The 21,609-nt window shown below is 68.2% G+C and carries 28 protein-coding genes; 10 read left to right on the top strand and 18 right to left on the bottom strand.

Going from position 1 to position 21,609, the window contains the following annotated elements; all coding sequences use genetic code 11:
* The first annotated feature begins 44 nt into the window (after positions 1–44).
* Genes G3M57_RS12000 through G3M57_RS11985 form a run of 4 tightly spaced genes read left to right on the top strand, consistent with a single transcriptional unit; the run spans position 45 to position 2,275 of the window.
* The gene (locus G3M57_RS12000; RefSeq protein ID WP_163230746.1) at positions 45–374 is read left to right on the top strand and encodes a hypothetical protein; all 330 of its coding nucleotides are present in this window, start codon (positions 45–47) and stop codon (positions 372–374) included.
* Complete coding sequence (locus G3M57_RS11995) at positions 374–955, top strand: alpha-ketoglutarate-dependent dioxygenase AlkB (protein WP_163230744.1); 582 nt, start codon at positions 374–376, stop codon at positions 953–955. The genes G3M57_RS12000 and G3M57_RS11995 overlap by 1 nt, the downstream gene beginning before the upstream one ends.
* A 56-nt stretch (positions 956–1,011) precedes the next feature.
* Entirely contained in the window at positions 1,012–2,139 is a 1,128-nt protein-coding gene (gene dinB, locus G3M57_RS11990; RefSeq protein ID WP_163230743.1) for a DNA polymerase IV, read from the top strand.
* Positions 2,132–2,275 carry a hypothetical protein gene (locus G3M57_RS11985; RefSeq protein WP_163230741.1) on the top strand — a complete coding sequence of 48 codons (144 nt, stop codon included), beginning with the start codon at positions 2,132–2,134 and terminating at the stop codon, positions 2,273–2,275. Before dinB ends, G3M57_RS11985 begins: the two co-directional genes overlap by 8 nt.
* Positions 2,276–2,303: 28 nt before the next feature.
* On the opposite strand, the gene G3M57_RS11980 is transcribed toward G3M57_RS11985, so the two are convergent.
* The 3 genes from G3M57_RS11980 to G3M57_RS11970 all read right to left on the bottom strand — a co-directional run bounded on the left by G3M57_RS11980 (position 2,304) and on the right by G3M57_RS11970 (position 4,844).
* Entirely contained in the window at positions 2,304–2,525 is a 222-nt protein-coding gene (locus G3M57_RS11980) for a hypothetical protein (protein ID WP_163230739.1), read from the bottom strand.
* 111 nt (positions 2,526–2,636) lie between these two features.
* Complete coding sequence (locus G3M57_RS11975; protein WP_188916149.1) at positions 2,637–2,984, bottom strand: DUF3768 domain-containing protein; 348 nt, start codon at positions 2,982–2,984, stop codon at positions 2,637–2,639.
* Between the two features lie 282 nt (positions 2,985–3,266).
* A complete protein-coding gene (locus G3M57_RS11970) occupies positions 3,267–4,844 on the bottom strand; it encodes a recombinase family protein (protein WP_208789673.1) in 1,578 nt (525 codons plus the stop codon).
* 80 nt (positions 4,845–4,924) lie between these two features.
* On the opposite strand from G3M57_RS11970, the gene G3M57_RS11965 reads away from it, so the two are divergent.
* Both G3M57_RS11965 and G3M57_RS11960 read left to right on the top strand, forming a co-directional pair.
* On the top strand, positions 4,925–5,308 hold the full coding sequence (locus G3M57_RS11965) for a hypothetical protein (RefSeq protein ID WP_163230737.1): 384 nt from the start codon (positions 4,925–4,927) through the stop codon (positions 5,306–5,308).
* Positions 5,309–5,434: 126 nt separating this feature from the next.
* Positions 5,435–5,842 carry a helix-turn-helix domain-containing protein gene (locus G3M57_RS11960; RefSeq protein ID WP_163230735.1) on the top strand — a complete coding sequence of 136 codons (408 nt, stop codon included), beginning with the start codon at positions 5,435–5,437 and terminating at the stop codon, positions 5,840–5,842.
* A 3-nt stretch (positions 5,843–5,845) separates the two neighbouring features.
* Here G3M57_RS11960 and G3M57_RS11955 read toward each other — a convergent pair whose 3' ends face one another.
* Genes G3M57_RS11955 through G3M57_RS11920 form a run of 8 tightly spaced genes read right to left on the bottom strand, consistent with a single transcriptional unit; the run spans position 5,846 to position 11,139 of the window.
* Positions 5,846–6,067: a DUF2274 domain-containing protein gene (locus tag G3M57_RS11955; RefSeq protein ID WP_163230733.1), complete on the bottom strand. Its 222-nt coding sequence runs from the start codon at positions 6,065–6,067 to the stop codon at positions 5,846–5,848.
* The gene (locus G3M57_RS11950; RefSeq protein ID WP_163230731.1) at positions 6,064–7,212 is read right to left on the bottom strand and encodes a TraB/TrbI/VirB10 family type IV secretion system protein; all 1,149 of its coding nucleotides are present in this window, start codon (positions 7,210–7,212) and stop codon (positions 6,064–6,066) included. The genes G3M57_RS11955 and G3M57_RS11950 overlap by 4 nt, the downstream gene beginning before the upstream one ends.
* Positions 7,209–7,994, bottom strand: coding sequence for a P-type conjugative transfer protein TrbG (gene trbG / locus G3M57_RS11945; protein WP_163230729.1), 786 nt, complete (start codon positions 7,992–7,994; stop codon positions 7,209–7,211). Before trbG ends, G3M57_RS11950 begins: the two co-directional genes overlap by 4 nt.
* Positions 7,991–8,677: a conjugal transfer protein TrbF gene (gene trbF / locus G3M57_RS11940; protein WP_163230727.1), complete on the bottom strand. Its 687-nt coding sequence runs from the start codon at positions 8,675–8,677 to the stop codon at positions 7,991–7,993. The genes trbG and trbF overlap by 4 nt, the downstream gene beginning before the upstream one ends.
* Positions 8,677–10,011, bottom strand: a complete 1,335-nt coding sequence (trbL, locus tag G3M57_RS11935; RefSeq protein WP_163230725.1) for a P-type conjugative transfer protein TrbL — start codon at positions 10,009–10,011, stop codon at positions 8,677–8,679. Before trbL ends, trbF begins: the two co-directional genes overlap by 1 nt.
* Positions 10,008–10,244: a putative entry exclusion protein TrbK-alt gene (gene trbK-alt, locus G3M57_RS11930; RefSeq protein ID WP_163230723.1), complete on the bottom strand. Its 237-nt coding sequence runs from the start codon at positions 10,242–10,244 to the stop codon at positions 10,008–10,010. The genes trbL and trbK-alt overlap by 4 nt, the downstream gene beginning before the upstream one ends.
* A complete protein-coding gene (trbJ, locus tag G3M57_RS11925) occupies positions 10,241–10,954 on the bottom strand; it encodes a P-type conjugative transfer protein TrbJ (RefSeq protein WP_163230721.1) in 714 nt (237 codons plus the stop codon). Before trbJ ends, trbK-alt begins: the two co-directional genes overlap by 4 nt.
* Positions 10,954–11,139 (bottom strand): hypothetical protein, encoded by a 186-nt coding sequence (locus G3M57_RS11920; RefSeq protein ID WP_373287648.1) that lies wholly within the window; start codon positions 11,137–11,139, stop codon positions 10,954–10,956. Before G3M57_RS11920 ends, trbJ begins: the two co-directional genes overlap by 1 nt.
* Before the next feature lie 89 nt (positions 11,140–11,228).
* Here G3M57_RS11920 and G3M57_RS11915 point away from each other — a divergent pair, with 89 nt between their 5' ends.
* Positions 11,229–11,405: a hypothetical protein gene (locus tag G3M57_RS11915; RefSeq protein ID WP_163230719.1), complete on the top strand. Its 177-nt coding sequence runs from the start codon at positions 11,229–11,231 to the stop codon at positions 11,403–11,405.
* A 17-nt stretch (positions 11,406–11,422) separates the two neighbouring features.
* On the opposite strand, the gene G3M57_RS11910 is transcribed toward G3M57_RS11915, so the two are convergent.
* Both G3M57_RS11910 and G3M57_RS11905 read right to left on the bottom strand, forming a co-directional pair.
* Positions 11,423–11,833, bottom strand: a complete 411-nt coding sequence (locus G3M57_RS11910) for a ribbon-helix-helix protein, CopG family (protein ID WP_163230717.1) — start codon at positions 11,831–11,833, stop codon at positions 11,423–11,425.
* 524 nt (positions 11,834–12,357) lie between these two features.
* A complete protein-coding gene (locus G3M57_RS11905; RefSeq protein WP_163230715.1) occupies positions 12,358–13,710 on the bottom strand; it encodes a HEPN-associated N-terminal domain-containing protein in 1,353 nt (450 codons plus the stop codon).
* Between the two features lie 232 nt (positions 13,711–13,942).
* Here G3M57_RS11905 and G3M57_RS11900 point away from each other — a divergent pair, with 232 nt between their 5' ends.
* Both G3M57_RS11900 and G3M57_RS11895 read left to right on the top strand, forming a co-directional pair.
* The gene (locus G3M57_RS11900; RefSeq protein ID WP_163230713.1) at positions 13,943–14,728 is read left to right on the top strand and encodes a hypothetical protein; all 786 of its coding nucleotides are present in this window, start codon (positions 13,943–13,945) and stop codon (positions 14,726–14,728) included.
* Positions 14,729–14,847: 119 nt separating this feature from the next.
* Positions 14,848–15,138, top strand: a complete 291-nt coding sequence (locus G3M57_RS11895; protein ID WP_163230711.1) for a helix-turn-helix transcriptional regulator — start codon at positions 14,848–14,850, stop codon at positions 15,136–15,138.
* A gap of 73 nt (positions 15,139–15,211) precedes the next feature.
* Here G3M57_RS11895 and G3M57_RS11890 read toward each other — a convergent pair whose 3' ends face one another.
* Entirely contained in the window at positions 15,212–16,468 is a 1,257-nt protein-coding gene (locus G3M57_RS11890; protein WP_163230709.1) for a tyrosine-type recombinase/integrase, read from the bottom strand.
* Here G3M57_RS11890 and G3M57_RS11885 point away from each other — a divergent pair.
* Positions 16,416–16,562, top strand: coding sequence for a hypothetical protein (locus G3M57_RS11885; protein WP_163228302.1), 147 nt, complete (start codon positions 16,416–16,418; stop codon positions 16,560–16,562). The genes G3M57_RS11890 and G3M57_RS11885 overlap by 53 nt on opposite strands.
* A gap of 224 nt (positions 16,563–16,786) precedes the next feature.
* Here the strand turns inward: G3M57_RS11885 and guaA are convergent, their stop codons facing one another.
* From guaA to guaB, 4 genes are all read right to left on the bottom strand, one after another.
* Positions 16,787–18,346 (bottom strand): glutamine-hydrolyzing GMP synthase, encoded by a 1,560-nt coding sequence (gene guaA / locus G3M57_RS11880; protein WP_163230707.1) that lies wholly within the window; start codon positions 18,344–18,346, stop codon positions 16,787–16,789.
* A gap of 103 nt (positions 18,347–18,449) precedes the next feature.
* Positions 18,450–19,730: an RsmB/NOP family class I SAM-dependent RNA methyltransferase gene (locus tag G3M57_RS11875; RefSeq protein WP_163230705.1), complete on the bottom strand. Its 1,281-nt coding sequence runs from the start codon at positions 19,728–19,730 to the stop codon at positions 18,450–18,452.
* An 8-nt stretch (positions 19,731–19,738) separates the two neighbouring features.
* Positions 19,739–20,134 carry an MAPEG family protein gene (locus G3M57_RS11870; protein WP_163230703.1) on the bottom strand — a complete coding sequence of 132 codons (396 nt, stop codon included), beginning with the start codon at positions 20,132–20,134 and terminating at the stop codon, positions 19,739–19,741.
* Between the two features lie 3 nt (positions 20,135–20,137).
* On the bottom strand, positions 20,138–21,601 hold the full coding sequence (gene guaB, locus G3M57_RS11865; RefSeq protein ID WP_163230701.1) for an IMP dehydrogenase: 1,464 nt from the start codon (positions 21,599–21,601) through the stop codon (positions 20,138–20,140).
* Positions 21,602–21,609: the final 8 nt, after the last annotated feature.

The raw sequence follows: 21,609 nt of genomic DNA, 5'->3' as shown, positions 1-21,609 counted from the left end.
GCTCGATCATTTGGAACATTTAGAGAACATTCTGGAAATCCGCCATGTCCCCTCCCCCTCGCCGTGGGCGCCTTGCCGCGCCCGCCGGCCAGCCGCCCCGCGTCTGGCGCCGCTGCATCGAGATGCTGACCCGCCAGCGCGAGCGAACGGGCGATCCTTCGAGCCGGACGCTCTACTTCACCTTCCCGGGCGCCAACGGCCATGCCCGCAGCCGCGTGACGTTCGTCTCGCCCGAGCACGTCCCCGATTTCGTCGGCGAGACGGCCTGGTTCGAGATGGAGCTAACGGCCGGGGTTCCCTGGTCCTACTGGTGCGCCGTGAGCCAGGTCGATCCGCCGGCGTCCTCGTCGACCGCGAAACGCGAGGCCCCCTGATGAGCCTTCAGCCCAGCCTCTTTGACCTGCCGCCGCCCCCGTCCAAGGCCATGCCCGCGGGCTTCCGATACCAGCCCGACCTGATCACCGCCGAGGAGGAAGGCGATCTGGCGCGCCGGTTCGCGGCCCTGGACTTCAAGCCCTACGAACATCTGGGCTATTTGGGCAACCGGCGCATCGCCGCGTTCGGCTGGCGACGCGACACGGGCGGCGCCATGGTCGAGACTGGCGAGCCCCTGCCCGATGTCCTCATGCTCCTCCTGGACCGGGTCGCGGCGTTCACGGGCCTGGCCCGCGAGACCTTCCGGCACGCCCTGGTCACCGAATACGCGCCCGGGGCAGGCATCGGCTGGCATCGCGACCGACCGCCGGCCGTGGCCATCGCCGGCGTCTCGCTGCTGTCGGCCTGCACCTTCCGCCTGCGCCGCAAGATCGGCGACAGGTGGGACCGCGCTTCGATCCTGGCCGCGCCGCGTTCGGCCTATCTGATGAGCGGGCCGTCTCGCAGCGACTGGCAGCACAGCATCCCGCCGGTCGAGGCCCTGCGCTATTCGGTGACCTTCCGGACGGTTCGCGCCTGAGACCAATCCGCTGACGCATGTTTCCCTTTTGTTCGCACGCAGCTACAATCCCCCTCATGGCCGGCGACGGGATTCGCAAGATCATTCATATCGACATGGACGCCTTCTATGCGTCGGTCGAACAGCGCGATGATCCCAGCCTCAAGGGCCGTCCGCTGGCGGTCGGCCACGGCGCCCGGCGCGGCGTGGTGGCGGCGGCCAGCTACGAGGCGCGCGCCTTCGGCGTGCGCTCGGCCATGCCCTCGACCACGGCGCTGCGCAACTGCCCGGACCTGGTGTTCGTTCCGCCCAGGTTCGAGGTCTACAAGGCCGTCTCGCGCCAGATCCACGCGATCTTCGCCGACTACACCGACCTGATCGAGCCGCTGTCGCTGGACGAGGCCTATCTCGACGTCACCGAAAACCGCCGTGGCCTGGCGACCGCCACCGACACCGCCCAGGAGATCCGGGCGCGGATCCTGGCCGAGACCGGACTGACCGCCTCGGCGGGGATTTCCTACAACAAGTTCCTGGCCAAGCTGGCCTCCGATCAGCGCAAGCCCAACGGTCAGCTCGTGGTGCCGCCGGGCAAGGGCGAGGCCTTCGTCCAATCCCTGCCGATCGGCCGCTTCCATGGAGTGGGTGCGGTCACCGAGGCCAAGATGAAGCGCCTGGACATCCACACCGGCGAGGACCTGCATCGCCAGTCCCTGACCTTCCTACAGCACCATTTCGGCAAGTCGGGGCCTTGGTATTACGCCATCGCGCGCGGCGAGGACCATCGCGCCGTCAATCCCGACCGGGTGCGCAAGTCCTCAGGCTCGGAGACCACCTTCGACCAGGACCACACCGAGCCCGAACCCATCGAGGCCGGGGTCCTGGCCATGGCCGACGACGTCTGGGCCTGGTGCGAGAAGAGCCGCGCCCGGGCTCGCACGGTGACGGTGAAGATCAAATGGGCCGATTTCCAGCAGGCGACCCGCAGCCGCTCCCTCCCCTCGCCCGTCGCCGACCGCCAGACGCTGCGCCAGACGAGCCTAGACCTGATCCGCTCGATCTATCCGCCACGCCTAGGCATCCGTTTGGTCGGCGTCACCCTGTCGAACTTCGATCAGGAGATTGCCCTTCGGGACGAGCAACTGGGGCTGGGTTTCGACGCGGCCTGCGTCAATCAGCCCGCTGCGCAGGTCGCGCACCATGCTTAAGGTTCAAGCCATGCCGCCAAGACGCCGCCCGACCGCCCGCCTGCTCACGCCCGTCGGCCTGGCAGGCCTGCTGGCCGTCGCCGCCCTGGCCGCCGTCATCGGCCTTAGCCTGATGGTCGTCTTCCAGCCGCGCTAGCCGAAATCCGGCACGCGGTGCGCGCCGCTCAACGGATCGACCAGGGTTTGACCGCAGCCAGCATCAGGCCGAGCGACACCGCATAGGCGACCGCCACGACACCCGGCGGTGCCTGCTTGAACACCAGGGTCCAGCCGCCGACGATCACCCCGGCCGGCAGAACGGCTGTCGCCAGACAGCCGATCCACATCATCGGCGGGATCACCCACGCCGGCAGCCAAGCCTCTTCCTCGTCGTCATACCAGCCCATGGCCACCCCCCCGGATCCACAACCCGGAAGAACAATACACGCCTGAGGCGATCTGAACATCGTCTCACGGCCCGGCGTGAACCAGGCCCCGCCAGGGCGGGGCCAAACCGCTCAGTAGTCCTGCGCCAGCATGATCGTCAGCACCCGGCGCGTCACCGCCGGATCAGCCGGATCGGGCGAGCCGAACGCCAGGGCCAGATCGTAGTAGTCGATCTTCCAGAACAGCGCCTGCCCCTCGACCGTCACCGCGCCGAAGTCGTGCTCCCCATAGGGGTCGTCCTCGGCGTCGAAGCGGTCCTGGGCCCGCACGGCCCGCGCCGCCGCGCCGATGAAGGCCAGGCCCAGGGCCTGGACTCCGGTGGTCATGAACCAGCCCGGACCCGGCTGGCGGCGGAAGGCGTCGTTGAGGACGGCGATGGCCTTGGACTTGGCGTCGGCGGCTTGGGGACCGGCGGACATGGCTTGCGCTCCTTTCGGGCGCGCCCCTGTGGCGCGCCGGACGCAAACGGGTCCGGCCGGCAAAGCCGGCACCGGCCAGGCCGGGCCGCAGGCCCGCCGCGCAGCGGGGCGCGCTGCACGCAGCGAAGCGGAGGAAGCAAGCCGCCTTGCGGGCGCCGGCGCCGCCGGCCAGGGACCAGCGTCCGGCGTGCCAAGGGGGTGGTCTCGGGCGCGTGCCTTGTCGATCGTGCGGTCTAGGGCCGGGCGGCGGCGGCTTCCATCGCCAAGCGCTTGAACGTCTCGTCACGAGGAGGCCTTGGGTCGCGAAGCGGAGCATCCGGCTTGGTGGCGATGCGATGATTGACGTAGTCGACCAAACCAGCGCAGTCGCCCAAGGAAGACGCCGTTCTCCTCGCTGAGCCGCAACTTGGCCGCTGCGCCCAGATCGATCCACGGCAGCAGATAGTAGTCCTGGACGGCGGCGTTCTCGCCATCCATGCGCGCGACGATGGTGATGTCGGGCTTGAGGCTGGTGTCGAGACGGATCTTCCATCGCGAATGGCCCGCCGCGGTGCGGGCGCAGCGCACGATGGCCAGGGAGGCCGAAAACTCCTCGTTGATGGTCAGCAGATCGGTGACGGGATCGACGCGGACGCTGGCCCCGAGCGCCTCGATGCTGGCGATAGTCCGCTCGACGACCTGCGGATGCAGCAGGCGAAGGGCCCGGTTGGTCTCCAGATAGCGATAGTCCCGGCTCGTGGCGTAGCCGACCATCTGATAGGCGCGGACCAGACTGCCGAAGCGGTGACGATAGGTCGAGCTGGACGGCATGTCCTCCAGTTCGTCGATGATCAGACCGGAAAGACACCCCCGCTGCGCCAGCAGCCCGGTCAGGCGCTCCAGAAGCTCGGCGTCGGTGAACCGGCGGCTGCGCTCCTCGATGATCCGACGGGCCGCGATGAAGAAGTCCGGATCGACGATGCCCTCGAACGCGGCCTCGGCCCGGATCCATTGCTCCGGCTCGTTGACCACCCGTCGCTTCTTCAGCTTGAAGGAGACGCGGTTGTAGACGTTGTTGCCGACATATTTTTCGTTGGTCAGGACCTGATGGACGGTGCCGCGTGTCCAGGGCCGTTCAAGATCGGTCAGGACGCCCTCCCCGTTCAGCAACAGGGCGATCTCGCGCTCGGACCGACGGTGCAGCACGAACATCCGGTAGATGCGCTGGACAACCTCGATCTCCTCGGCCGGACCGGGCACGAGCACGACCCGATCGGTCTGCAGGCTCTTGTGCTCGCCGCGATCCAGCAACGCCTTGGGTCGGCGGTGCTCGTCGACCAACTGCCGGCGCAAACCAAAGCCGGCGGGCCCGCCCTGACGGAAGCCGAGATTGATCAGCCGGCACTGACCGGTGAAGACCTTCACCGACAGCTCGCGGCTGTACTCGCCGGCCATGGCCCGCTTCATGCTCTTGATGATCGTGGCGCTGAGGCTGCCGTCGTTCTCGAACTGCTCGGCGCAGTAGTGGACGGTGATCCCCGCCTCGCGGCACAGGAATTCGTAATAGGCGCCTTCATCGGCATCCTGGAACCGTCCCCAGCGGCTGACGTCATAGACGAGGATCGCGGAAAAGTCGGCGCGGCCGGCCTGGACGTCGGCGATCAGTCGCTGAAGGGCCTCGCGGCCATCAAGCCGCAGACCGCTCTTGCCCTCGTCGGCATAGGTCTTGACGATCTCGAACCCTCGGGTCTCGGCATAGCGCTCGATGATCTGGGCCTGGTTCTCCGTCGAATACTTCTGATGCTCCGTGCTCATCCGGACGTACTGGGCGGCGCGCGCACGCCCCCCGCCCGGCAGATCACCGCTCAGTTCACTTTTCATGTCCCAACACCACCTGGTTTGCTCGTCACCCGATCGGAGCACATCGGCTCCGGTCGAACCGTAGGTTGGTAGGCGTGGGTATGTCGCGTTCGCAGAAGGACCGAAAACTTCGGTCAGAATCGGGAAAAACTTTTCCGCAAAATCCTCAATCTCCCCACGGTTTCGACTTCGTCGAGGCCATCGCCCAGGCCCTGCGGCGCGAGTTCGGCGGCAGTCCGGCGGCGGTGAAGGTGGTGGTGCGGCTGACCCGCGCCAACCCCCGCGCGGTGCGCAACTGGTTCGCCGCCAACAACGGTCCCAGCGGCGAGAACCTGGTGGTCCTGCTGCGTCACTCAGAGGAAGTGCTTGAGACCGTCCTGTTCCTGGCCGGCCGCCACGACCTGATCACGGCCCGCAAGCTGGCCGGCGCCCGGGAGAAGCTCAAGGAGATGCTCGAGATGATCGACGATCTCCAGGCCGGATGAGGAGGCCGCGCATGCAAAGCCAACATCGCCTGCCTCGTGCATGGACTTGGAAACTTCACACCAGCCGCTACCAGACGCCCCCCGTTCGTCCGTCAGCCAGGGACGAACAACCGGAGCGCTCACACCTTGTCCAACCCCACACCCCACCCCGTCGACCTGCATGTCGGGTCGCGCATCCGCCTGCGCCGCAAGATGGCTGGCGTCAGCCAGAGCCAGCTTGGCGAGGCGCTTGGCCTGACGTTCCAGCAACTGCAGAAATACGAGCGCGGCTCCAACCGGATCAGCGCCTCCAAGCTGCACGCCGTGGCGGTCTATCTGCAGACGCCCATCGCCTGGTTTTTCGAGGGCCTGGCCGATCCGGCGACCGACGACGAAGCTGGCCAGCGCCTGGCCGACATGCACGGGTTCCTCAGCAGCCCCGAGGGCGCCGAACTGGCCGTGGCGCTGCCGCGCCTGCCACCCCGCCAGCGCCGTCAGGTCCTGGCCCTGGTCAAAAGCCTGGCTGGCCTGGACGATCTGGCGCAAAGCGCCTGACCTTCAGGCCTTGCGGGTCTTGCGGCCTCGGGTGAAGCCCCGGTCGGTCTCCATGAACCGCGCCAGCATCGGCACGATCAGCTTGACGGGTTCGGCGACCTTGGTCCCGGTCTCGGCGGCCAGCACCTTGCCGTAGTCGACAAGGTCGCGGTGGACGGCGGCCGGCAGGTCGAGGGTGATCTTGACCGGCGCGTCGTCCTCGATGGGACCCAGCTTCAATGTCATGGGGCGGTCCTTTCCGCATAGGGTTCGAGCACCAGATCGCGGGTCAGCAGCACGCGCAGCGGCGCGCCGGGCCGGATCGTCAAGGTCGGGGCGCGGGCCAGACTAGAGCCGACCATCTGGCGGCCGACATCGCCGGCCGCGTCCGAGACGCCCCGCCGCACGGCGCGGGCCAGATCGGACTCGTCCGACGCCCCCGCCTCGGCTCCAACCGCCAGCAGGGTGCTCAGGGCCGCGGCCGCCATCACCTCGCGGCCATGGCGATCGACACCGTCCTGCAGGCCGGTCATGCCCTGGAGGTCGGCGGCCGGCAGCTTGTCGAGCAGGATCGACCGGCCCGAGGGCAGGATCAGCCGCGTCCAGACCACGCCCAGCCGGCTCTGGCCGGCGGCCAGGCCGCTGTCGTATTCGCCCAATAGCCGCGCCCCGGCCGGAATCAGCAGCACCCCGCCGCCCAGGCTGTCGAACACGTCCTGGGTGACCTGGGCGATGGCCGGCCCCTTGATGTCGGACCGCAAGCCGGTGACCAGGGCGGCGGGAATGATCGCTCCGGCCTGCAGCACATAGGGCGAAGCCGGGGCCTGCAGCCGTTCGGCGCTGACCGTCCTGAGATCGGACGCCGAGGCGACATCGCCCCCCACGGCTACGGGCGACACGACCCCTACACCGGCCTCATCACGCCGCACGCCACCCGCGGTGAACAGTCCGCTGCCCGCCGCCGCCACGCGCACGGCCCTCGCCGCCGCGACGGCCGGATCGATCGGTTCGACCGGATGCGTCATCCCGGCGGCCGGATCGGCAACCGCCGGTGCGCCGTCTCGCCGCGCCACCTGGCTGGCCAACATCGGCCGTCCCAGATCCCCGGGCAGCGGCGGCCCCAGCACCGGCGCGCCGGCTGGTCCGGCATAGCCACGCGGCGCATTGACCACTGGCTCCGGCGGCGGCGCGGCCGGCGCATAGGTCGGCTCGGGCGCGGCCTTGTGGCGCTCGACCAGCGACCAGCCAAGGGCTCCGGCCAGGCCCAGGCCGAGCACAGCTCCGCCGACCACCAGGGCACGGCGCGAGACCTGGGCGACAGGCGGCGGCGAGGCCCGCAGGCGCAGGGTGCGGGCGATGGCCTTTTCCTCCTCGTCGATCGGCGCGCTCATCGGCCCGCCTCCCGCAAGATGCGCACCCGGCGCGCGGCTCGCCCCTGACCCAGGCGCAGTTCGGCCCGATCGAGGATGCGGTCGACGACGATGCGGCGGCCGGCGACGCGATAATTGACCAGCTCGGAGGTCTTGCCGTCGGCGCCCGCCACGAACAGCGGCGGCAGATCGCCCAGTGTCACGGCCGACCCGAACTCGACATAGGTCCGCCGCCCGTCGTCGAAGACCCGCAACGGCCGCCAGGCGACGCGCGATCCCTTGATCCGGTAGGCGAGGTTCAGCCGCGCCAGGTCCGGCTCGGCCACGACGACCGGGGCGGCCGGCGGCGCGGCGACCAGGACGATCGGTGGCGCGGCATAGCGCCAGCGGACCTCGGTATCGGCGCCGCGCGCGACGGCGCGAAGATCCAGGTGGTAGGTGCGCAGCGAGGTGTTGATGATCAGGTTGGTCGCCAGGGCCAAGGCCGAGGGCTTGACCAGCACATGGACCCGCTGCTCGGCGCCGGTCCCGCTGACCGTGTCGCCGATGATCCAGCGGGCGGTGTCGCCGGCCGCCAGGGCGCCAGATCCCACCAGCCGCTCACCGGGTTGCAGGACGAGATCGGTGATCCGGCCGGGACTGACCAGCACCGGATAGACCGCGCCGTCCTCATAGGCATAGGTCCGCCGCGCCGTCACGGTCGCGCCCGACACCGCCGGCTCCCCTGCGCCGAACGCCAAGGCCGAGCCGGACAGGTCCAAGGCGAGAAAGGCCGCCACCAAGATCACGCGTCGCGCCGTCATGACGTGAACTCCTTGGACCAACCTATTGAATGGATAAAGATTCCCAGCGGATTCTTGCGTAGCCCGTCGATCGCGCGCGGCGGCCGCAGGGCCAGGGTCAGGATGCCGCTCCAGCGCTCGGTGGCGGCCAGCTGGCCGTTCTCGTAACGCCGCTCGATCCAGGCGATGCGGAAGCTGTCGGGCGAAGCCCGCACCACGCTGGAGACCTCGACGGTGACCTGGACCTTGCCGACCTGGCCGAACGGATCGGCGCCGCGGGCTTGGTCCGACAGGGCGATGGCCCCGGCGTCATCGACAAAGTCATAGGCGCGCCGCCAGGCCTCGCCCAGCACGACCGGATCGGCCGGCAGCGACCGGACGCCCTCGATCCAGCGCGCCAGGCTCCAGGCGATGATCGGGTCGGTCGGCTTCCAACCCTGGACGGCGGGGGCCACGGTCCTGGCCTCGCCGAACTTGTCGACCTCGACCACCCAGGGGGTGACGCCGCCCCTGGCGGCCTGCCAGATCAGACCCGCCGACTGGCCAGCATTGACCACCAGCAGGCCGAGCGCCAGCAGCCGCCAGCCGGCGGCCTGGGCGCGCCAGGTTCCCAGGCGCTCGTCCCAGGCCTGGCCAGCCCGCTGGTAGGGGGTTTCGGGAACGGGCGTCGCGCCAAGGCGCGGCGAGCCCTTGAACGGGTTCATCAGCGATCCTCCGAGAGTGATGGGTTTGCGCCGCCGCCGTGGGCGTCGCCGCTACCGGCGGCGTGCAGGGCCAGGCCCGCTCCGTGGGCGAGGGCCTGGCGGTGTTGCAGGTCGCGGGCCCAGGCTGGTGGGGCGTTGCCCTGCACGCCCCCTTCCGGTCCGGGGTCCGTTCCGTTCTTCGATCCGGCGTTCCAGTCGCCGCCGCGCGGCGCGGCGCTCGACGCGCCGGCGGAGGAGCCACCGGACGATCCGCCAGATGAACCATCGGGACCGCCGCCTTGGGCCTTCGGCGAAGGCGAGCCGCCCGGCGCCCCGCCGCCAGGCGCGGGATGGGGACCGGAGCCTTGCGGGCCGGCGGGCGGCGGCAACCGATCGACGCCGCCACCGGAAGGACCGGGCCGCCCCCCGGCGGCTCCGGCGGCGGCCGCGAGACTGGCCCCGCCGCCGACCGCCATCTGGGCGGCCGCGGCGCCGGCCATGGCCATGCCGCCAACCATCAGACCCGTGCCGACAGCCGCCCCCGCCCCAAGCTGCGGCGCGCCCGAGACCAGGCCCGAGGCGATCCCCGGTCCGAAGATCGACAGGCCCAAAAGGGTCAGCGACGCGAGGGCCAGGGCGAGGACGGTTTCGAGATTGGGCTGGCCCGGCCCGATGGCGGCGGTGAACTCGGAGAACAGCGACGAGCCGATGCCGGTGATCACCGCCAGCACCAGGACCTTGACCCCGGCGGCGATGACATTGCCCAGCATCCGCTCGGCCAGGAAGGCGGTGCGGCCAAACAAACCGAAGGGGACGAGCACGAAGCCCGCCAGGGTCGTCAGCTTGAATTCCAGAATGCAAACAAAGATTTGCACGGAAATTATAAAGAAGGCGACCACGACCAGCAGCCAGCCGATCAGCAGCACGACGACCTGGACGATGTTCTCAAAGAAGGCCGGAAAGCCGCCCAACTCGGCGGCGGCCTCCAGCATCGGCTTGGCCGCCGATATGCCGGCCGCCGCCACCCGGCCCGGCCGCAGGAAGTCCTCGGCCGACAGGCCGCCGCCGGCCGCTTTCAGCCCCAGCCCCGAGAAGCTGGCCAGGATGATGGAGGCCAGGGCGTGGAAGTTGCCGATGATGAAGGCGAAGAACCCAACATAGAGGGTCTTCTTGATCAGCCGGGCCAGGACGTCCTCGCCCGGGGCCCAGGCCCAGAACAGCGCCGCCAGGGTGACGTCGATGGCCACCAGGGTGGTCGACAGGAAGGCGACCTCGCCGCCGAGCAGGCCAAAGCCTGAATCGATGTAGCGGCTGAAGACCTGGAAAAAGCGGTCGATGACGCCGGTGTCGTTCATGACCCGGCCTCCGGCGACGTGCCGAAGAACCGGGCGCGAGCGCCGTCCCAGGCCCGCCGGCACCCCGGATCCTCCAGGGCCGCCTCACCCGCCGCCCGGCAACGGGCTAAGGCCGGGTCTCGCGGCGGGCTCGCCGCCGCAACCGCTGTCGGTATCGGCGCCGCCCGACCCGCCAGGATCGCAGCGCCGAAGATGATGATCAGTGCAGTCCCCCAAATGAGGGACCGGGTCATGGCAGAGTAGAACCCTCCGGCGCACGGCTCATGAACTTGGCGAACCGCGCCTTGGCGTCGGCGCGGGCGGCGGCGCGATCGGCCGCTTCCAGGGCGTCGGCCCGGCCCTGCGCCGCGACCAAGGCGGTCAGGGCCGACAGCTGCTGGGCCTGGAGCGCCAGGAGTTGGTTGCCGGCTTGAGCGGCCTGCAAAGCGCCGCTGGCCCCCTGGCTGGCCGAGACCAGGGCCTGCATTTCGCCGCGCCCGGTCTCCAGCCCGCCGATCACCCCGGCCTGGACCTTCAGGGCGTCCTCGAACCCAGCCACCGAGGTCGCCCAGCGCTGGTCGGCCCGCGCGGTCAGATCCTGATCGCTGGCGTTCAGCGGGACCGCGCCATAGCGGCCCTTGAACGCCTCCTGGATCTGACCGACGTCATAGGCCAGGCCCCGCGCCTGGCCGATCAGGGCCTGGGTCTGGGCGACCTGGGCCTGCAACGCCGCCAGGGACGAATAGGGCAGACCCGCCAGGTTGCGAGCCTGACCGATCAGCATCTGGGCCTGGTTCTGCAGCGAGGCGATCTGGTTGTTGACGCTCTGCAGGGCGCGCGCGGCCTGCAGGACGTTCTGGGCGTAGTTGCTGGGATCATAGACGGCGACCTGGGCCAGGGCCGGCGGCGCGGCCGCCAAGCCCAGGATCAGGGCCGCCGCCAGGCGGCGTCGGGTCAAGGACATCACAAGGTCTCCGGAAAGAAGGGGGTGTCGGCGCCGGGTTCGCCCGGCAGCAAGTCGGCGGCCCAGCCAAGGCCGCGGTGAACCAGCCAGGCCCGCGCGAAGCCGGCCGGGCCGTGCCGCGCGAGCAAGGCGGCGATGGCGGCCTGGTCGGGCTTGGAGGCGGCGGCGCAGAAGGCCAGGGCCACCGGGCCCAGATCGAGCTCGAACAGCCGCGGATCTAAAGTCAGCCTACCACGCCATTGGCATCAAGACCCCTCAACCTGGACGCCGCGATATGGTCGCCGAAGCGATCGTCCGACATTTGGACGGCCTTTCCGAGGAGCGATTTGATCAGGCCATGACGATCATCACCCAGCAGACGCGAGCGCCGAACCTAGGAGGCGACGCGTATGGCCGCTGGTTTGACATCATTCTCAAGCAGCCTGGAAGCTCGGCAGGGACGGACGAATAGAGGTTTACGACCCATTCTCAGACACCGTCGGGATAGTCGGCAGAGATTTCTTGCCGCAGCAGCTTGCCAGTCGAAATCCGTCGCGCCAGCGTTTCGATAAACCGGGCGTAGCGCTCCCGCCCAGTATCGGCAGCCGCCTGATCATCAGCGGAACTCATCGACGGCGCGTTCCGCAACCAAGTCCGCACGAACAACGCCACCGCCTCGTTCGAGATCGTCACGTCCCGCTCCAGCCGCTCGATCTCCCGGCTCATCCGATCCAGGCGCCGGGTGATGGCCCCCTCGCTCGCCTCAGCCCCGTCCGGCGACAGATAGGCCGCCAGGGCCGCGACCATGATCTCCGACTTCGACCGGCGCATCCGTCGGGCCGCCTCATCGAGGGCGCGGGCGACGTCGCCGGGCAGGAAGACCTTGGCTTGGACCTTCATCGTCCCAGCCTCACAGCGCGATGCCGTCGTCGGGATCGAGAGCGGCCTGGCGCGCCGTGGTTCTGAACCGGCGCTGCAACTCGGCGGCTTGTTGGACTTCGTCACCCTCCCCTTCGCGGGGACCCGGCTGCAGGGCGTGATCCTCCTTCCACCCTGGCCCTCCTGGCCACGACCGAAGCTGGGCGGAAGCCGATCCGAAGTGCGCCGAGGGCGGAGCCCTAAGCCACGCGGCCGTCAGGCCGCCAACAAGAATGAAGCCTGCACAGGAGCCCGCGCGAAGCGCGTGGCGGGAGGCGGCGTCGAGCGGCCGGCGGCGCCCCAAAGGCGCCCGCCAGGCGTCGCGCCCGTAGGAGCGGCGAAAGCCGCGGGACCGAGCGTGACCGCCGGACGCTCTCCCGATCGGGTGGAGCCGGGCGCGAAAGCGCCCGGCGGTAACCCGGGACCAGCTAGGCGCTGCCCAGCTGCCCCTCCGCCGCCTGCGAAGTAGCTGCGGCCTGACCTACGTTCTCGACTAGACTAGGCCGTCAGACGTCATCGAAGCGCCTCACCGCACCGTTGCGACCGACCCTGACCATCAGTCGGCGGGGGGACCGCGGCCTGAACCGCAAGACCGGATCGCGGTGAAAACGCGAGGTCGATCCAGTGATTTCGGTATTGGTAACGAAGAGCGCGACGCAGGCGCCGTCCGGATTTTTCGTGCTCGGATAGAGGACGCCGTCGAGGCGCTGGTCGTCTGCCGTCCGGTAGACCCGACGAATGAACTCCGTGACAATCTGGGATGGGACGTAGTCGATGTGCTCTCGCCCGTCGCGGATCACGGGCCGGGCGATTTCGTCCCGGAAAGCCTGCACGAATGCTGGAAGTCCCCGGGCCAGGGATGTCGCATTCTCGAAGATCGTCGGGCTGGGCACGGGCCGGTCGGCCCTCAGGTCCAGCACCTTCAAGGACCTGGCCGGCGTGAAGGTTCCCATGGAAGCCTGGCCGCTGCGGGCCATGGTCTCGGCCAAGGCTGTGACTTCGTCCAGAGCCGCGTAGAGCAGCGGAATGCCCGCCGGGCTCATGCGGCTTGCCGGCGGTCCGGTATCGGACCTCGGCGGCGGACCCAAGCTGTCTGCTGTTTCGAACCAGTTTCCCTCGCTGACGGGCCGCGCGCGGTAGAAGCGCGTGCTCGTTGACAGGGTCTGGATCAGATTGCACGCCTCGATCGCTTCGCCGAACAGGTCGAGCATTTCGGTCGACCGAACCAGCGTGTCGTCCTGTTCGTCCGAGAGCCAGCGCCCCTGCTCGTCGGGCCGTAGGAACATGAAGCGGGAGGTGTGTTTGACATAGTCGCAGAACGTCTCCCAGCTGACACGAAGATGCTGCTCGGGCATGAACACCGCCGGATCGGCCTCGCACCACTGGAAATCGGGATCCAGGCAGCCGGCCAGCGCCTCGACGACGTCCCAGTCGGCCCAGACGTTTTCCTCGACCAGCTCGATATTGTCCCAGACCGTTCCAGCCCAGCCACTCTCGCTCTCGCGGTCGTAGAAGAGAACGTTTTCGGGGTGGTCGTAGTCCTGACGCAGGCAACCTTCGACAAATCGGGCAACTTCGATCAGGGGCGCGGCGAAGGGGCCGGGAGAGCGCCGACGACAGAAGTCGCAGGTTCTCGCGTCAGCCACGTGGCGAACGAAGCGCTTCAGCCCAGGGTCGCCAAAGCAACGGGCGCAGACGTGCCGGCGATCCTCCTCCCGGCTGCGGGCCCTTGCCAGGACCATGTCCACCCAGTCGGCGTAACCTAGGTCGTCGACGATCCGCCGGGGCGGCGGCGCCTCGTCCAAACCCCATTCATCGGCCGCCGAATTGCGACCGCGTTCGCGAGCTGACCTAGCCATCGTTTCCCCCTGGCGACAGCAATCTCTGCCATGGCCGCACCTTGTCGTCATTTTTCGAGCGGCGTGGGTTGGGCCAAACCGTCTGTCGCCAGGCGCGCGATCATTTCCGATCATTCGCTCGCGGACGCGCCGTGAGGCGCGCTGGCCGCTGCCCGAACCGCCTTCAAACTTAAGCTAACGCCACGCGCGGGGGAGGCGTAATGATTTATGACATCCTATGGGGGAAGTCAGTATGGTCCGACACCTGCTCGCCGCCTTTGCGCTACTGGCGTTTTTGATGACTGCGCCGGCGCCGTCGCTGGCCGTGGCCTCAGCTCAAAAAACGATGAAGCTGACCATCTACAATGATGGGCTGTCCTGTCCGGGCGGGTGCGACGCGCATGTCGTGCTGAATCCGGCTGACAATGGAACGCGATACGCCTTTCGGCCCGACAGCGCCCGGAACGCGCCCAAGAAGTGCCTCAAGGGCCAATCTTGCCAGATTTGCTTTGGTGAGGCCGACGGCAGCTGCATGACCGCCCTGTACCGAGGCGGCGGCCCGCCTGTCGGCACCTTTGATTTCACGCCGGCCTTTTACAAGGCCGAATGTGGAAAGCCCGCCAATCCCGAGGCGCTGCGCCTGCAATGCAAGGCGTTGGACCAGACGGTCAGCCAGCGTGGCTATGACAAGCGGATCAACTGTTTCCTGCAAGTCGACCATCCCAAATGTCAGGATGTCCTGCAAAAGGCCCGAGCGGCGCAGGCGGTGGACACGCCAAAGCGGGCCCAATGCCTCGCCATCGGCGAGGCGGCCTACAATAAAAAACAGACAGACCCAAAGGAGCGACGCGCTCTCGACTGCAACTATACGGAGCTGTCTCTGGGCGGTTCCGGGACAAAACACTGGCGGCGCCTGCTGCCGGGCGCCTGTCCAGCCGGAGCCTTCGTCGGCCAAGACGGTCTGGACTGCTGCACGGTCGATGTTCGCTATGCCGCGCACGTCCACCGCGAATGCGCCCTGCTCTACCCAGCACCCTGACCGACCCACCCCAACGTCATCGCCGTTCGCCTGCCTTTCTACGCCAGGGCCGCATGTCCCGCCGCAGCAGCTTGCCGACGCAGCAACCGTCTTCACAGTCGAGGGCAAAGGAGCTGCGCATGACCGAACCCACAGCGCCCCGTCGCCATCCCGATTCCATGCCCACGCGAGCGATCCGCCGGACCCAGCTTCGTCAGATCGTCCCCCTGGCCGACACCACGATCTACGAGATGGAACGGCGCGGCGAGTTTCCCCGCCGCTTTGCCCTGACACGCCGCTGCGTGGTCTGGGACCTCGCCGAGGTCGAGACCTGGCTGGCTGAGCGCAAGCGCGACGCGGAAGCCGGCGTCCAGGACCGCGCGCCCCTGCCTGACGTCCGAGACCGCAAGACCCGGCCTGTAGTTCGGTAAGAGACCGCCTGATCGGCTCGCCGGTAGAGCGTCTCGTTTACACCGAGAGGGTCGGGGCCGCCGGTCCGCGCGCTCAAGCGCGCGGATCCAAAGTGACCCCGTGCAACTCGGCGGGCCGCAGGGTCGGGACATTCCGCTCTCCCCTCACCCAGGCGTCGATCATGTCGGCCCATTCCTGAAGCATGTGCCGACGCTGATGGGCGTATTCGGCGACATTGTAGACCCGGCGTGAGGTCCGGCGATCGACGTGGGCCAGGCACTTCTCGATCCAGTCGCTTTCGAACCCGATCTCGTTGAGCAAGGTCGAACCGGTCCGGCGCAGGTCGTGGACGGTGAAAGGCGCGATCGGCAACCCTTGTTCCTTGGCGCGCTCGGCGATGCTCATGGTCACGCGGTTGAACGTCGCGCGCGACATCGGCTGGTCCGCCTCGTAGCGCGATGGCAGCAGGTAGGGTGAGTTCCCCGCGCAGGTCTTCAGGGCGATCATGATGTCGAGCGCCTGGGTCGACAGATAGACGTTGTGGGGCCGGCTGGCCTTCATCCGAGCGGCCGGGATGCACCAGACCGCGTTGACGAAGTCGACCTCGTCCCAGGTGGCGTCCTGCAGCTCGCTCTTGCGGACCAGGGTCAGCAGGATGAGCTTCATGCCCAGCCTGATGGTCGGCAGCGTCGGCACCTGCTCCAGGAGCGGATAGAACAGCCGGATCTCCTTGGCCGACAAGGCCCGTTCGCGCGGCACGAACGACCAGATCGACGACGGGCTGACGTCGCTGGCCGGGTTCTCCACCTTCTCGCCATGCAGGCGGGCGAAGGCGAAGATCAGGTTGACCTGGTCGCGGATATGGATCGCGGTCGCGGGCGCGCCCCGGCCCTTCACTGTCTGGCATAGAGCCCGGATATCGGCCGGCTCGATCTCGCTCAGCAACCGGTTCCTGAACGCCGGCTCGACGTCGCGCTCGTAGATCGAGCGGCGCATGGCCCGGGTGCTTTCGGCCATCCGGGCTTCCTCCAGCCACTTGCGGCCAAAGTCGCCGAAGGTCTTGGCGGCCTTGATGCGGGCCTTGTCCCGCTGCTTTTCGATGGCGGGCGAGATCCCTTCCCTCACCTTGCGGCGGGCTTCCATGCCCAGCTCGCGCGCGGCGAGCAGGCTGATGCCGTCCCGACCATAGCGGCCAAGGGTCAGGGTCTCTCGCCGGTTGTTGACCCGGTAGTCGAGACGGAAGGAGATCGACCCGGCGGGAGAGACCACCACATAAATACCGTCACGGTCCGCGACCTTGTACGGTTTCTTCTTTGGTTTCAAAAACTTGAGTGCTGCGTCGGTGAGCATGAACGGCCTCCTGCGCACCCCGAAAACCGGGAAAAAGGCCGCAAAATACCGTCATGCCGAAAACGGCATGGGGGAAGCGCCTTTTCCTGAGTGAATTCAGGGGCTTGATGCTGGAAAAAGTACCGTCAGGCCTGACTTGTCGTGACGGTATCAGCCGCTCGCCCTCGCGAGCAAGGTCGTAGGCTTACCGTCAGCCACACGAAAAGTGAACTGGCTCCCCCCGATCGTCGCCGATCGTTGGGGAGGCAGAACACAAATTATTTCAATGATTTAGGCGATATCGTGGATGGTTCGCGAAGGTCCCGGAAGGACCCTGAATCATTCCCACTCAATCGTGCCTGGCGGCTTTGACGTCACGTCGTAGACGACCCGGTTGACGCCGCGGACCTCGTTGATGATCCGGGTGGCCGTCTTGCCCAGCACATCCCAGGGAAACTCGAAGAAGTCGGCGGTCATGCCGTCGGTCGAGGTGACCGCACGCAGGGCCAGGACGTTTTCGTAGGTGCGGGCGTCGCCCATCACACCGACCGTCTTGACCGGCAGCAGCACGGCGAAGGCTTGCCAGATCTTGTCGTACAGGCCGGCCTTGCGGATCTCCTCCAGGTAGATGGCGTCGGCGTCCTGCAGGACCTTGACCTTCTCGGGCGTGATCTCGCCTGGAATGCGGATGGCCAGGCCCGGGCCGGGGAACGGGTGGCGGCCGACGAAGGCCGGGGCCAGGCCCAGCTCGACGCCCAGGGCGCGGACCTCGTCCTTGAACAGCTCGCGCAGCGGCTCGACCAGCTTCAGCTTCATGTAGTCGGGCAAGCCGCCGACATTGTGGTGGCTCTTGATCACCGCCGAGGGGCCGCCTCGGGCCGAAACGCTTTCGACCACATCGGGATAAAGCGTGCCCTGGGCCAGGAACGCCGCGCCGTCGATCTTGGCGGCCTCCTTGTCGAACACGTCGATGAACAACTTGCCGATCGTCTTGCGCTTGGTCTCCGGGTCGCTGACCCCAGCCAGCTCGCCCAGGAACAGGTCGCCCGCGTCCACGTGGATCAGCGGAATGTTGTAGTGGTCGCGGAACAGCGTGACGACTTGGTCGGCCTCGTTCTTGCGCAGCAGGCCGGTGTCGACGAACACGCAGGTCAACTGGTCGCCGATCGCTTCGTGGATCAGGACGGCGGCCACCGAGCTGTCGACGCCGCCCGACAGGCCGCAGATCACCTTGCCGTCTCCGACCTGGTCGCGGATCTTCTGGACCATCTCCTGGCGGAAGGCCGCCATGGTCCAGTCGCCCTTCAGGCCGGCCAGGGCCAGGAAGTTCTTGTAGATCCGCGCGCCGTTGACCGTGTGCACCACCTCGGGGTGGAACTGGACGGCGTAGATCTTCTTGGCGTCGTTGGCGATGGCGGCGAACGGCGCGCCGGTCGAGGTGGCGACGACCTCGAAACCTTCCGGGATGGCGGTGACGCGGTCGCCATGGCTCATCCAGACGGTTTCCAGCTCGCCGACACCGGCCAAGCCTTGGAATAGCGGGCTGACCTTGCCGACCGTCAACTCGGCGCGGCCGAATTCGCCGGCGTGACCGCCCTCGACCTTGCCGCCCAGCACGTCGCACAGCAGTTGCTGGCCGTAGCAGATGGCCAGCATTGGCAGGCCCAGGTCAAACAGCTTGCGGCCGATGCGAGGGCTGTCTTCTTCCAGCACGCTGGCCGGACCGCCCGACAGGATGATGGCGGCGGGCTTGTAGTCGTCGACCAGAGCCTCGGCCTTGTCGAACGGGTGGATCTCGCAATAGACGCCGGCCTCGCGCACCCGGCGCGCGATCAGCTGAGTGACCTGGCTGCCGAAATCGACGATCAGGACGCGCTGGTGGTGGGGTTCGGCGGTCATGGTCAGGCGTTCTCCAGCGTGTCGTTTCGGTTCGGTCTCCCTGTCGGGAGAAATCTCATTCTTCGGCGAGCCCTTCATCCCGACCGTAAGGGTCGGGCCGGCTCTAGGGCACGTAAGACCCGCGCTCGATCACGGCGGCGAAGAAGCCGTCGGTGCCGGCGCGATGCGGGGTCAGGCGCAAGTAGCCTTCCGGCGTCAGATGCTGTTCGAGCCCGGCCACGGCGATCGGCTTCACCGAGAACCCCGGATGGCGCTCGACGAAGGCCGCCACGCGATCCTCGTTCTCCTCCGCCAGCAGCGAGCAGGTGACATAGATCAGGCGGCCACCCGGCTTCACGAAGTCGGAAGCATCGGCCAGCACCGCGTCCTGTTCGATCTGGCGCTTGGCCAGCTGGTCAGGCGACAGGCGCCACTTGGCGTCCGGATGTCGGCGCCAGGTCCCCGAGCCAGTACAGGGGGCGTCGACGAACACCAGGTCCAGCTTGCCTTCCAGCCCCTTCAACGGCTCGCCCTCGATCGGCGAGCGGATCTGCAGGTTGCGGACCCCTGCCCTCTGGCCGCGGCGGATGGTGTCAGCCAGGCGGCGGGCGTCGCTGTCGTGGGCGTAGATCTGGCCGCTGTTGCCCATGGCGGCCGCCAGGGCCAGGGTCTTACCCCCGCCCCCGGCGCAGAAGTCCAGCACCTGCTTGCCCTTGATCGGTCCGGCGGTAGCGGCGGCGATCTGCGAGCCCAGGTCCTGCACCTCGAACCAGCCCTTGGAGAAGGCCGGCACGGCCTCGACCGACGGCGTGCGGTCGGCGGCGCCGGGCGCGGGGATGCGGAAGGCCGTGTCCAGGACGCCGGCCGGTTCGGCGCCGATCAGGGCCACCGCCTTGCCGCCCCGCTCGACGTCAGTCTTCAGGAGGTTGATGCGCAGGTCGACGGGCGCGCGCTCGGCCAACGCGGCCATCTCGGCCCCGTGGTCGGCGCCCAGGGCGCGCGCCAGGTGCGGCTGCAGCCAGTCGGCGTAGTCGCCGGCCACCGGGGCCGGGGCGTCGGCCAGCGAGCGGGGCGCGGCCAGACGTTCGCGCTCCGCATCGGTCAGGGCGCCGGGGCCGTGGTCTTCGCCCGCCGCCTCCGCGATCCGATCCGCAGACCATTTCCAGTCGTGGGCCAGCACGCCCAGGACCACGCCGCGCGGGCTGTCGTCGCCCATCATCCAGCCCAGCGACCGCTTGCGACGCAGAGCGTCCAGCGCCAGGCCCGACACGAAGGCGCGGTCCTTGGAGCCCGCATAGCGCGCGCCCTCACCCCAGCGCTTCAGCGCCATCCGTACGGGAAAATGACGCGTCTCGATCTCGGTGAGGACCTCGATCGCCGCTGCTAGTCTGCCGCCGTCGCGCATTTTTGCTTTCAGATCACCAGAGCCGCCAGGATCAGGCCAATGCCGATCAGGGAAGCCAGCCAAGCCAGCGACCGGGCGACCGGCACGCCGAAGGCATAGAGAAAGGTATAGATCGCCCGCGCCCCGACATAGAGCACCGCGCCATGGGCCGAGAGTATGCCCAGCCGGCCGCCCAGATAGGCGACCAGCACGGCGGCGGCGAAGAGCGGAAAGGTCTCGCGGAAATTGGCGAAGGCGCGTTCGAGACGCCCCGCCATGCCCGTCAGCACCACCGGCGTGTCGCGCGGACCCACGTGCCACTTCAGACCGCGCTGCGGCTGGGCGGCCGCGGCCGCCCAGATCAGATGGACCAGGCCGATGACGACGGCCCAGCCCAGCATCTGAAGTTCGAGGGCCATCCGCACCGGTTAGACCGCGCTCGGATAGTTCGGCGCTTCCCGGGTGATCATCACGTCGTGGACGTGGCTCTCCCGCAGGCCGGCGCCGGTGATCCGCACGAAGCGCGCCCGCTTCTGGAACTCGGCGATGTCCGGCGCGCCGACATAGCCCATGGCCGCCCGAAGGCCGCCGACCAGTTGGTGCAGCACCGGCGCGATCGGCCCCTTGAAAGGCGTTTGCCCTTCAATGCCTTCAGGCACCAGCTTGAAGCTGTCGGTGATGTCCTTCTGGAAATAGCGGTCGGCCGAGCCGCGGGCCATGGCGCCCACCGAGCCCATGCCGCGATAGCTCTTGTACGAGCGACCCTGGTACAGGAACACCTCGCCAGGCGCCTCTTCGGTGCCGGCGAACATCGAGCCCATCATGGCGGTCGAGGCCCCGGCGGCGATGGCCTTGGCCAGGTCGCCGGAATATTTGATGCCGCCGTCGGCGATGACCGGGGTACCGCTCTCGCGGGCCGCGCGGACGGCTTCGGCGATGGCGGTCAGCTGGGGCACGCCCACGCCCGCGACGATGCGGGTGGTGCAGATGCTGCCCGGGCCGATGCCGACCTTCACCGCGTCGGCGCCGGCGTCGATCAGGGCGCGGGCGGCGTCGTAGGTGGCGATGTTGCCGGCCACGATCTGCACGCGGTTGGCTTCGCGCTTCAGGCGGCTGACCGCCTGGGCGACCTGGCTGGAGTGGCCGTGGGCGGTGTCGATGACGACGACGTCGACGCCGGCGTCGACCAGGCCCATCGAGCGCTCGAAGCCGGCGTCGCCGACCGTCGAAGCCGCGCCGACCAGCAGCCGGCCCTTGTCGTCCTTGGCGGCCAGGGGGTGGGCCTGGGCCTTTTCGATGTCCTTGACGGTGATCAGGCCGACGGCGCGATAGGCGTCGTCGACCACGATCAGGCGCTCGATCTTGTGCTTGCGCAGCAGCTCGCGCGCCTCGCGGTGATCGATGCCTTCCGACACCGTGATCAGGTTGTCGCGGGTCATCAGCGCCGAGGCCGGCACCTTGTCGTCGCCCTCGAAGCGCATGTCGCGATTGGTCAGGATGCCGACCAGCTTGCCGCTCTTGGCCTCGACCACAGGGAAGCCCGAGATCTTGCGCCGGGCCTTGATCTCGCGGATCTCCGCCAGGGTAGTTTCGGGATTGATGGTCAGCGGATTGATGACCATGCCGCTTTCGTAGCGCTTCACTTCGCGCACGTGGTCGGCCTGCTCGTCCACCGTCAGGTTGCGGTGCAGGATGCCCATGCCGCCGGCCTGAGCCATGGCGATGGCGAGGCGGCTTTCGGTCACCGTGTCCATGGCCGCGGACACGAGCGGGATGTTCAGACTGATTTCACGCGTGAACTTGGTCTCGGTCGTCACCTGGGTGGGCATGACGTCTGACGGACCGGGTTCGAGCAAAACGTCGTCGAAGGTGAGCCCTTCGCGAATCTCCATTGGAGTCT

The sequence above is a fragment of the Caulobacter rhizosphaerae genome (assembly GCF_010977555.1).
In the GTDB taxonomy this organism is placed as follows: Bacteria; Pseudomonadota; Alphaproteobacteria; order Caulobacterales; family Caulobacteraceae; genus Caulobacter; species Caulobacter rhizosphaerae.
The sequence above is the reverse complement of the archived record's forward strand: the minus strand, read 5'-3'. Positions and strand labels throughout refer to the sequence as shown.

Coding starts and splice junctions, on each gene's coding strand:
- G3M57_RS12000 (WP_163230746.1), top strand. CDS start 45: ATGTCCCCTCCCCCTCGCCGTGGGCGCCTTGCCGCGCCCGCCGGCCAG.
- G3M57_RS11995 (WP_163230744.1), top strand. CDS start 374: ATGAGCCTTCAGCCCAGCCTCTTTGACCTGCCGCCGCCCCCGTCCAAG.
- dinB (WP_163230743.1), top strand. CDS start 1,012: ATGGCCGGCGACGGGATTCGCAAGATCATTCATATCGACATGGACGCC.
- G3M57_RS11985 (WP_163230741.1), top strand. CDS start 2,132: ATGCTTAAGGTTCAAGCCATGCCGCCAAGACGCCGCCCGACCGCCCGC.
- G3M57_RS11980 (WP_163230739.1), bottom strand. CDS start 2,525: ATGGGCTGGTATGACGACGAGGAAGAGGCTTGGCTGCCGGCGTGGGTG.
- G3M57_RS11975 (WP_188916149.1), bottom strand. CDS start 2,984: ATGTCCGCCGGTCCCCAAGCCGCCGACGCCAAGTCCAAGGCCATCGCC.
- G3M57_RS11970 (WP_208789673.1), bottom strand. CDS start 4,844: ATGAAAAGTGAACTGAGCGGTGATCTGCCGGGCGGGGGGCGTGCGCGC.
- G3M57_RS11965 (WP_163230737.1), top strand. CDS start 4,925: ATGTCGCGTTCGCAGAAGGACCGAAAACTTCGGTCAGAATCGGGAAAA.
- G3M57_RS11955 (WP_163230733.1), bottom strand. CDS start 6,067: ATGACATTGAAGCTGGGTCCCATCGAGGACGACGCGCCGGTCAAGATC.
- G3M57_RS11950 (WP_163230731.1), bottom strand. CDS start 7,212: ATGAGCGCGCCGATCGACGAGGAGGAAAAGGCCATCGCCCGCACCCTG.
- trbG (WP_163230729.1), bottom strand. CDS start 7,994: ATGACGGCGCGACGCGTGATCTTGGTGGCGGCCTTTCTCGCCTTGGAC.
- trbF (WP_163230727.1), bottom strand. CDS start 8,677: ATGAACCCGTTCAAGGGCTCGCCGCGCCTTGGCGCGACGCCCGTTCCC.
- trbL (WP_163230725.1), bottom strand. CDS start 10,011: ATGAACGACACCGGCGTCATCGACCGCTTTTTCCAGGTCTTCAGCCGC.
- trbK-alt (WP_163230723.1), bottom strand. CDS start 10,244: ATGACCCGGTCCCTCATTTGGGGGACTGCACTGATCATCATCTTCGGC.
- trbJ (WP_163230721.1), bottom strand. CDS start 10,954: ATGTCCTTGACCCGACGCCGCCTGGCGGCGGCCCTGATCCTGGGCTTG.
- G3M57_RS11915 (WP_163230719.1), top strand. CDS start 11,229: ATGGTCGCCGAAGCGATCGTCCGACATTTGGACGGCCTTTCCGAGGAG.
- G3M57_RS11910 (WP_163230717.1), bottom strand. CDS start 11,833: ATGAAGGTCCAAGCCAAGGTCTTCCTGCCCGGCGACGTCGCCCGCGCC.
- G3M57_RS11905 (WP_163230715.1), bottom strand. CDS start 13,710: ATGGCTAGGTCAGCTCGCGAACGCGGTCGCAATTCGGCGGCCGATGAA.
- G3M57_RS11900 (WP_163230713.1), top strand. CDS start 13,943: ATGGTCCGACACCTGCTCGCCGCCTTTGCGCTACTGGCGTTTTTGATG.
- G3M57_RS11895 (WP_163230711.1), top strand. CDS start 14,848: ATGACCGAACCCACAGCGCCCCGTCGCCATCCCGATTCCATGCCCACG.
- G3M57_RS11890 (WP_163230709.1), bottom strand. CDS start 16,468: ATGCTCACCGACGCAGCACTCAAGTTTTTGAAACCAAAGAAGAAACCG.
- guaA (WP_163230707.1), bottom strand. CDS start 18,346: ATGACCGCCGAACCCCACCACCAGCGCGTCCTGATCGTCGATTTCGGC.
- G3M57_RS11875 (WP_163230705.1), bottom strand. CDS start 19,730: ATGCGCGACGGCGGCAGACTAGCAGCGGCGATCGAGGTCCTCACCGAG.
- guaB (WP_163230701.1), bottom strand. CDS start 21,601: ATGGAGATTCGCGAAGGGCTCACCTTCGACGACGTTTTGCTCGAACCC.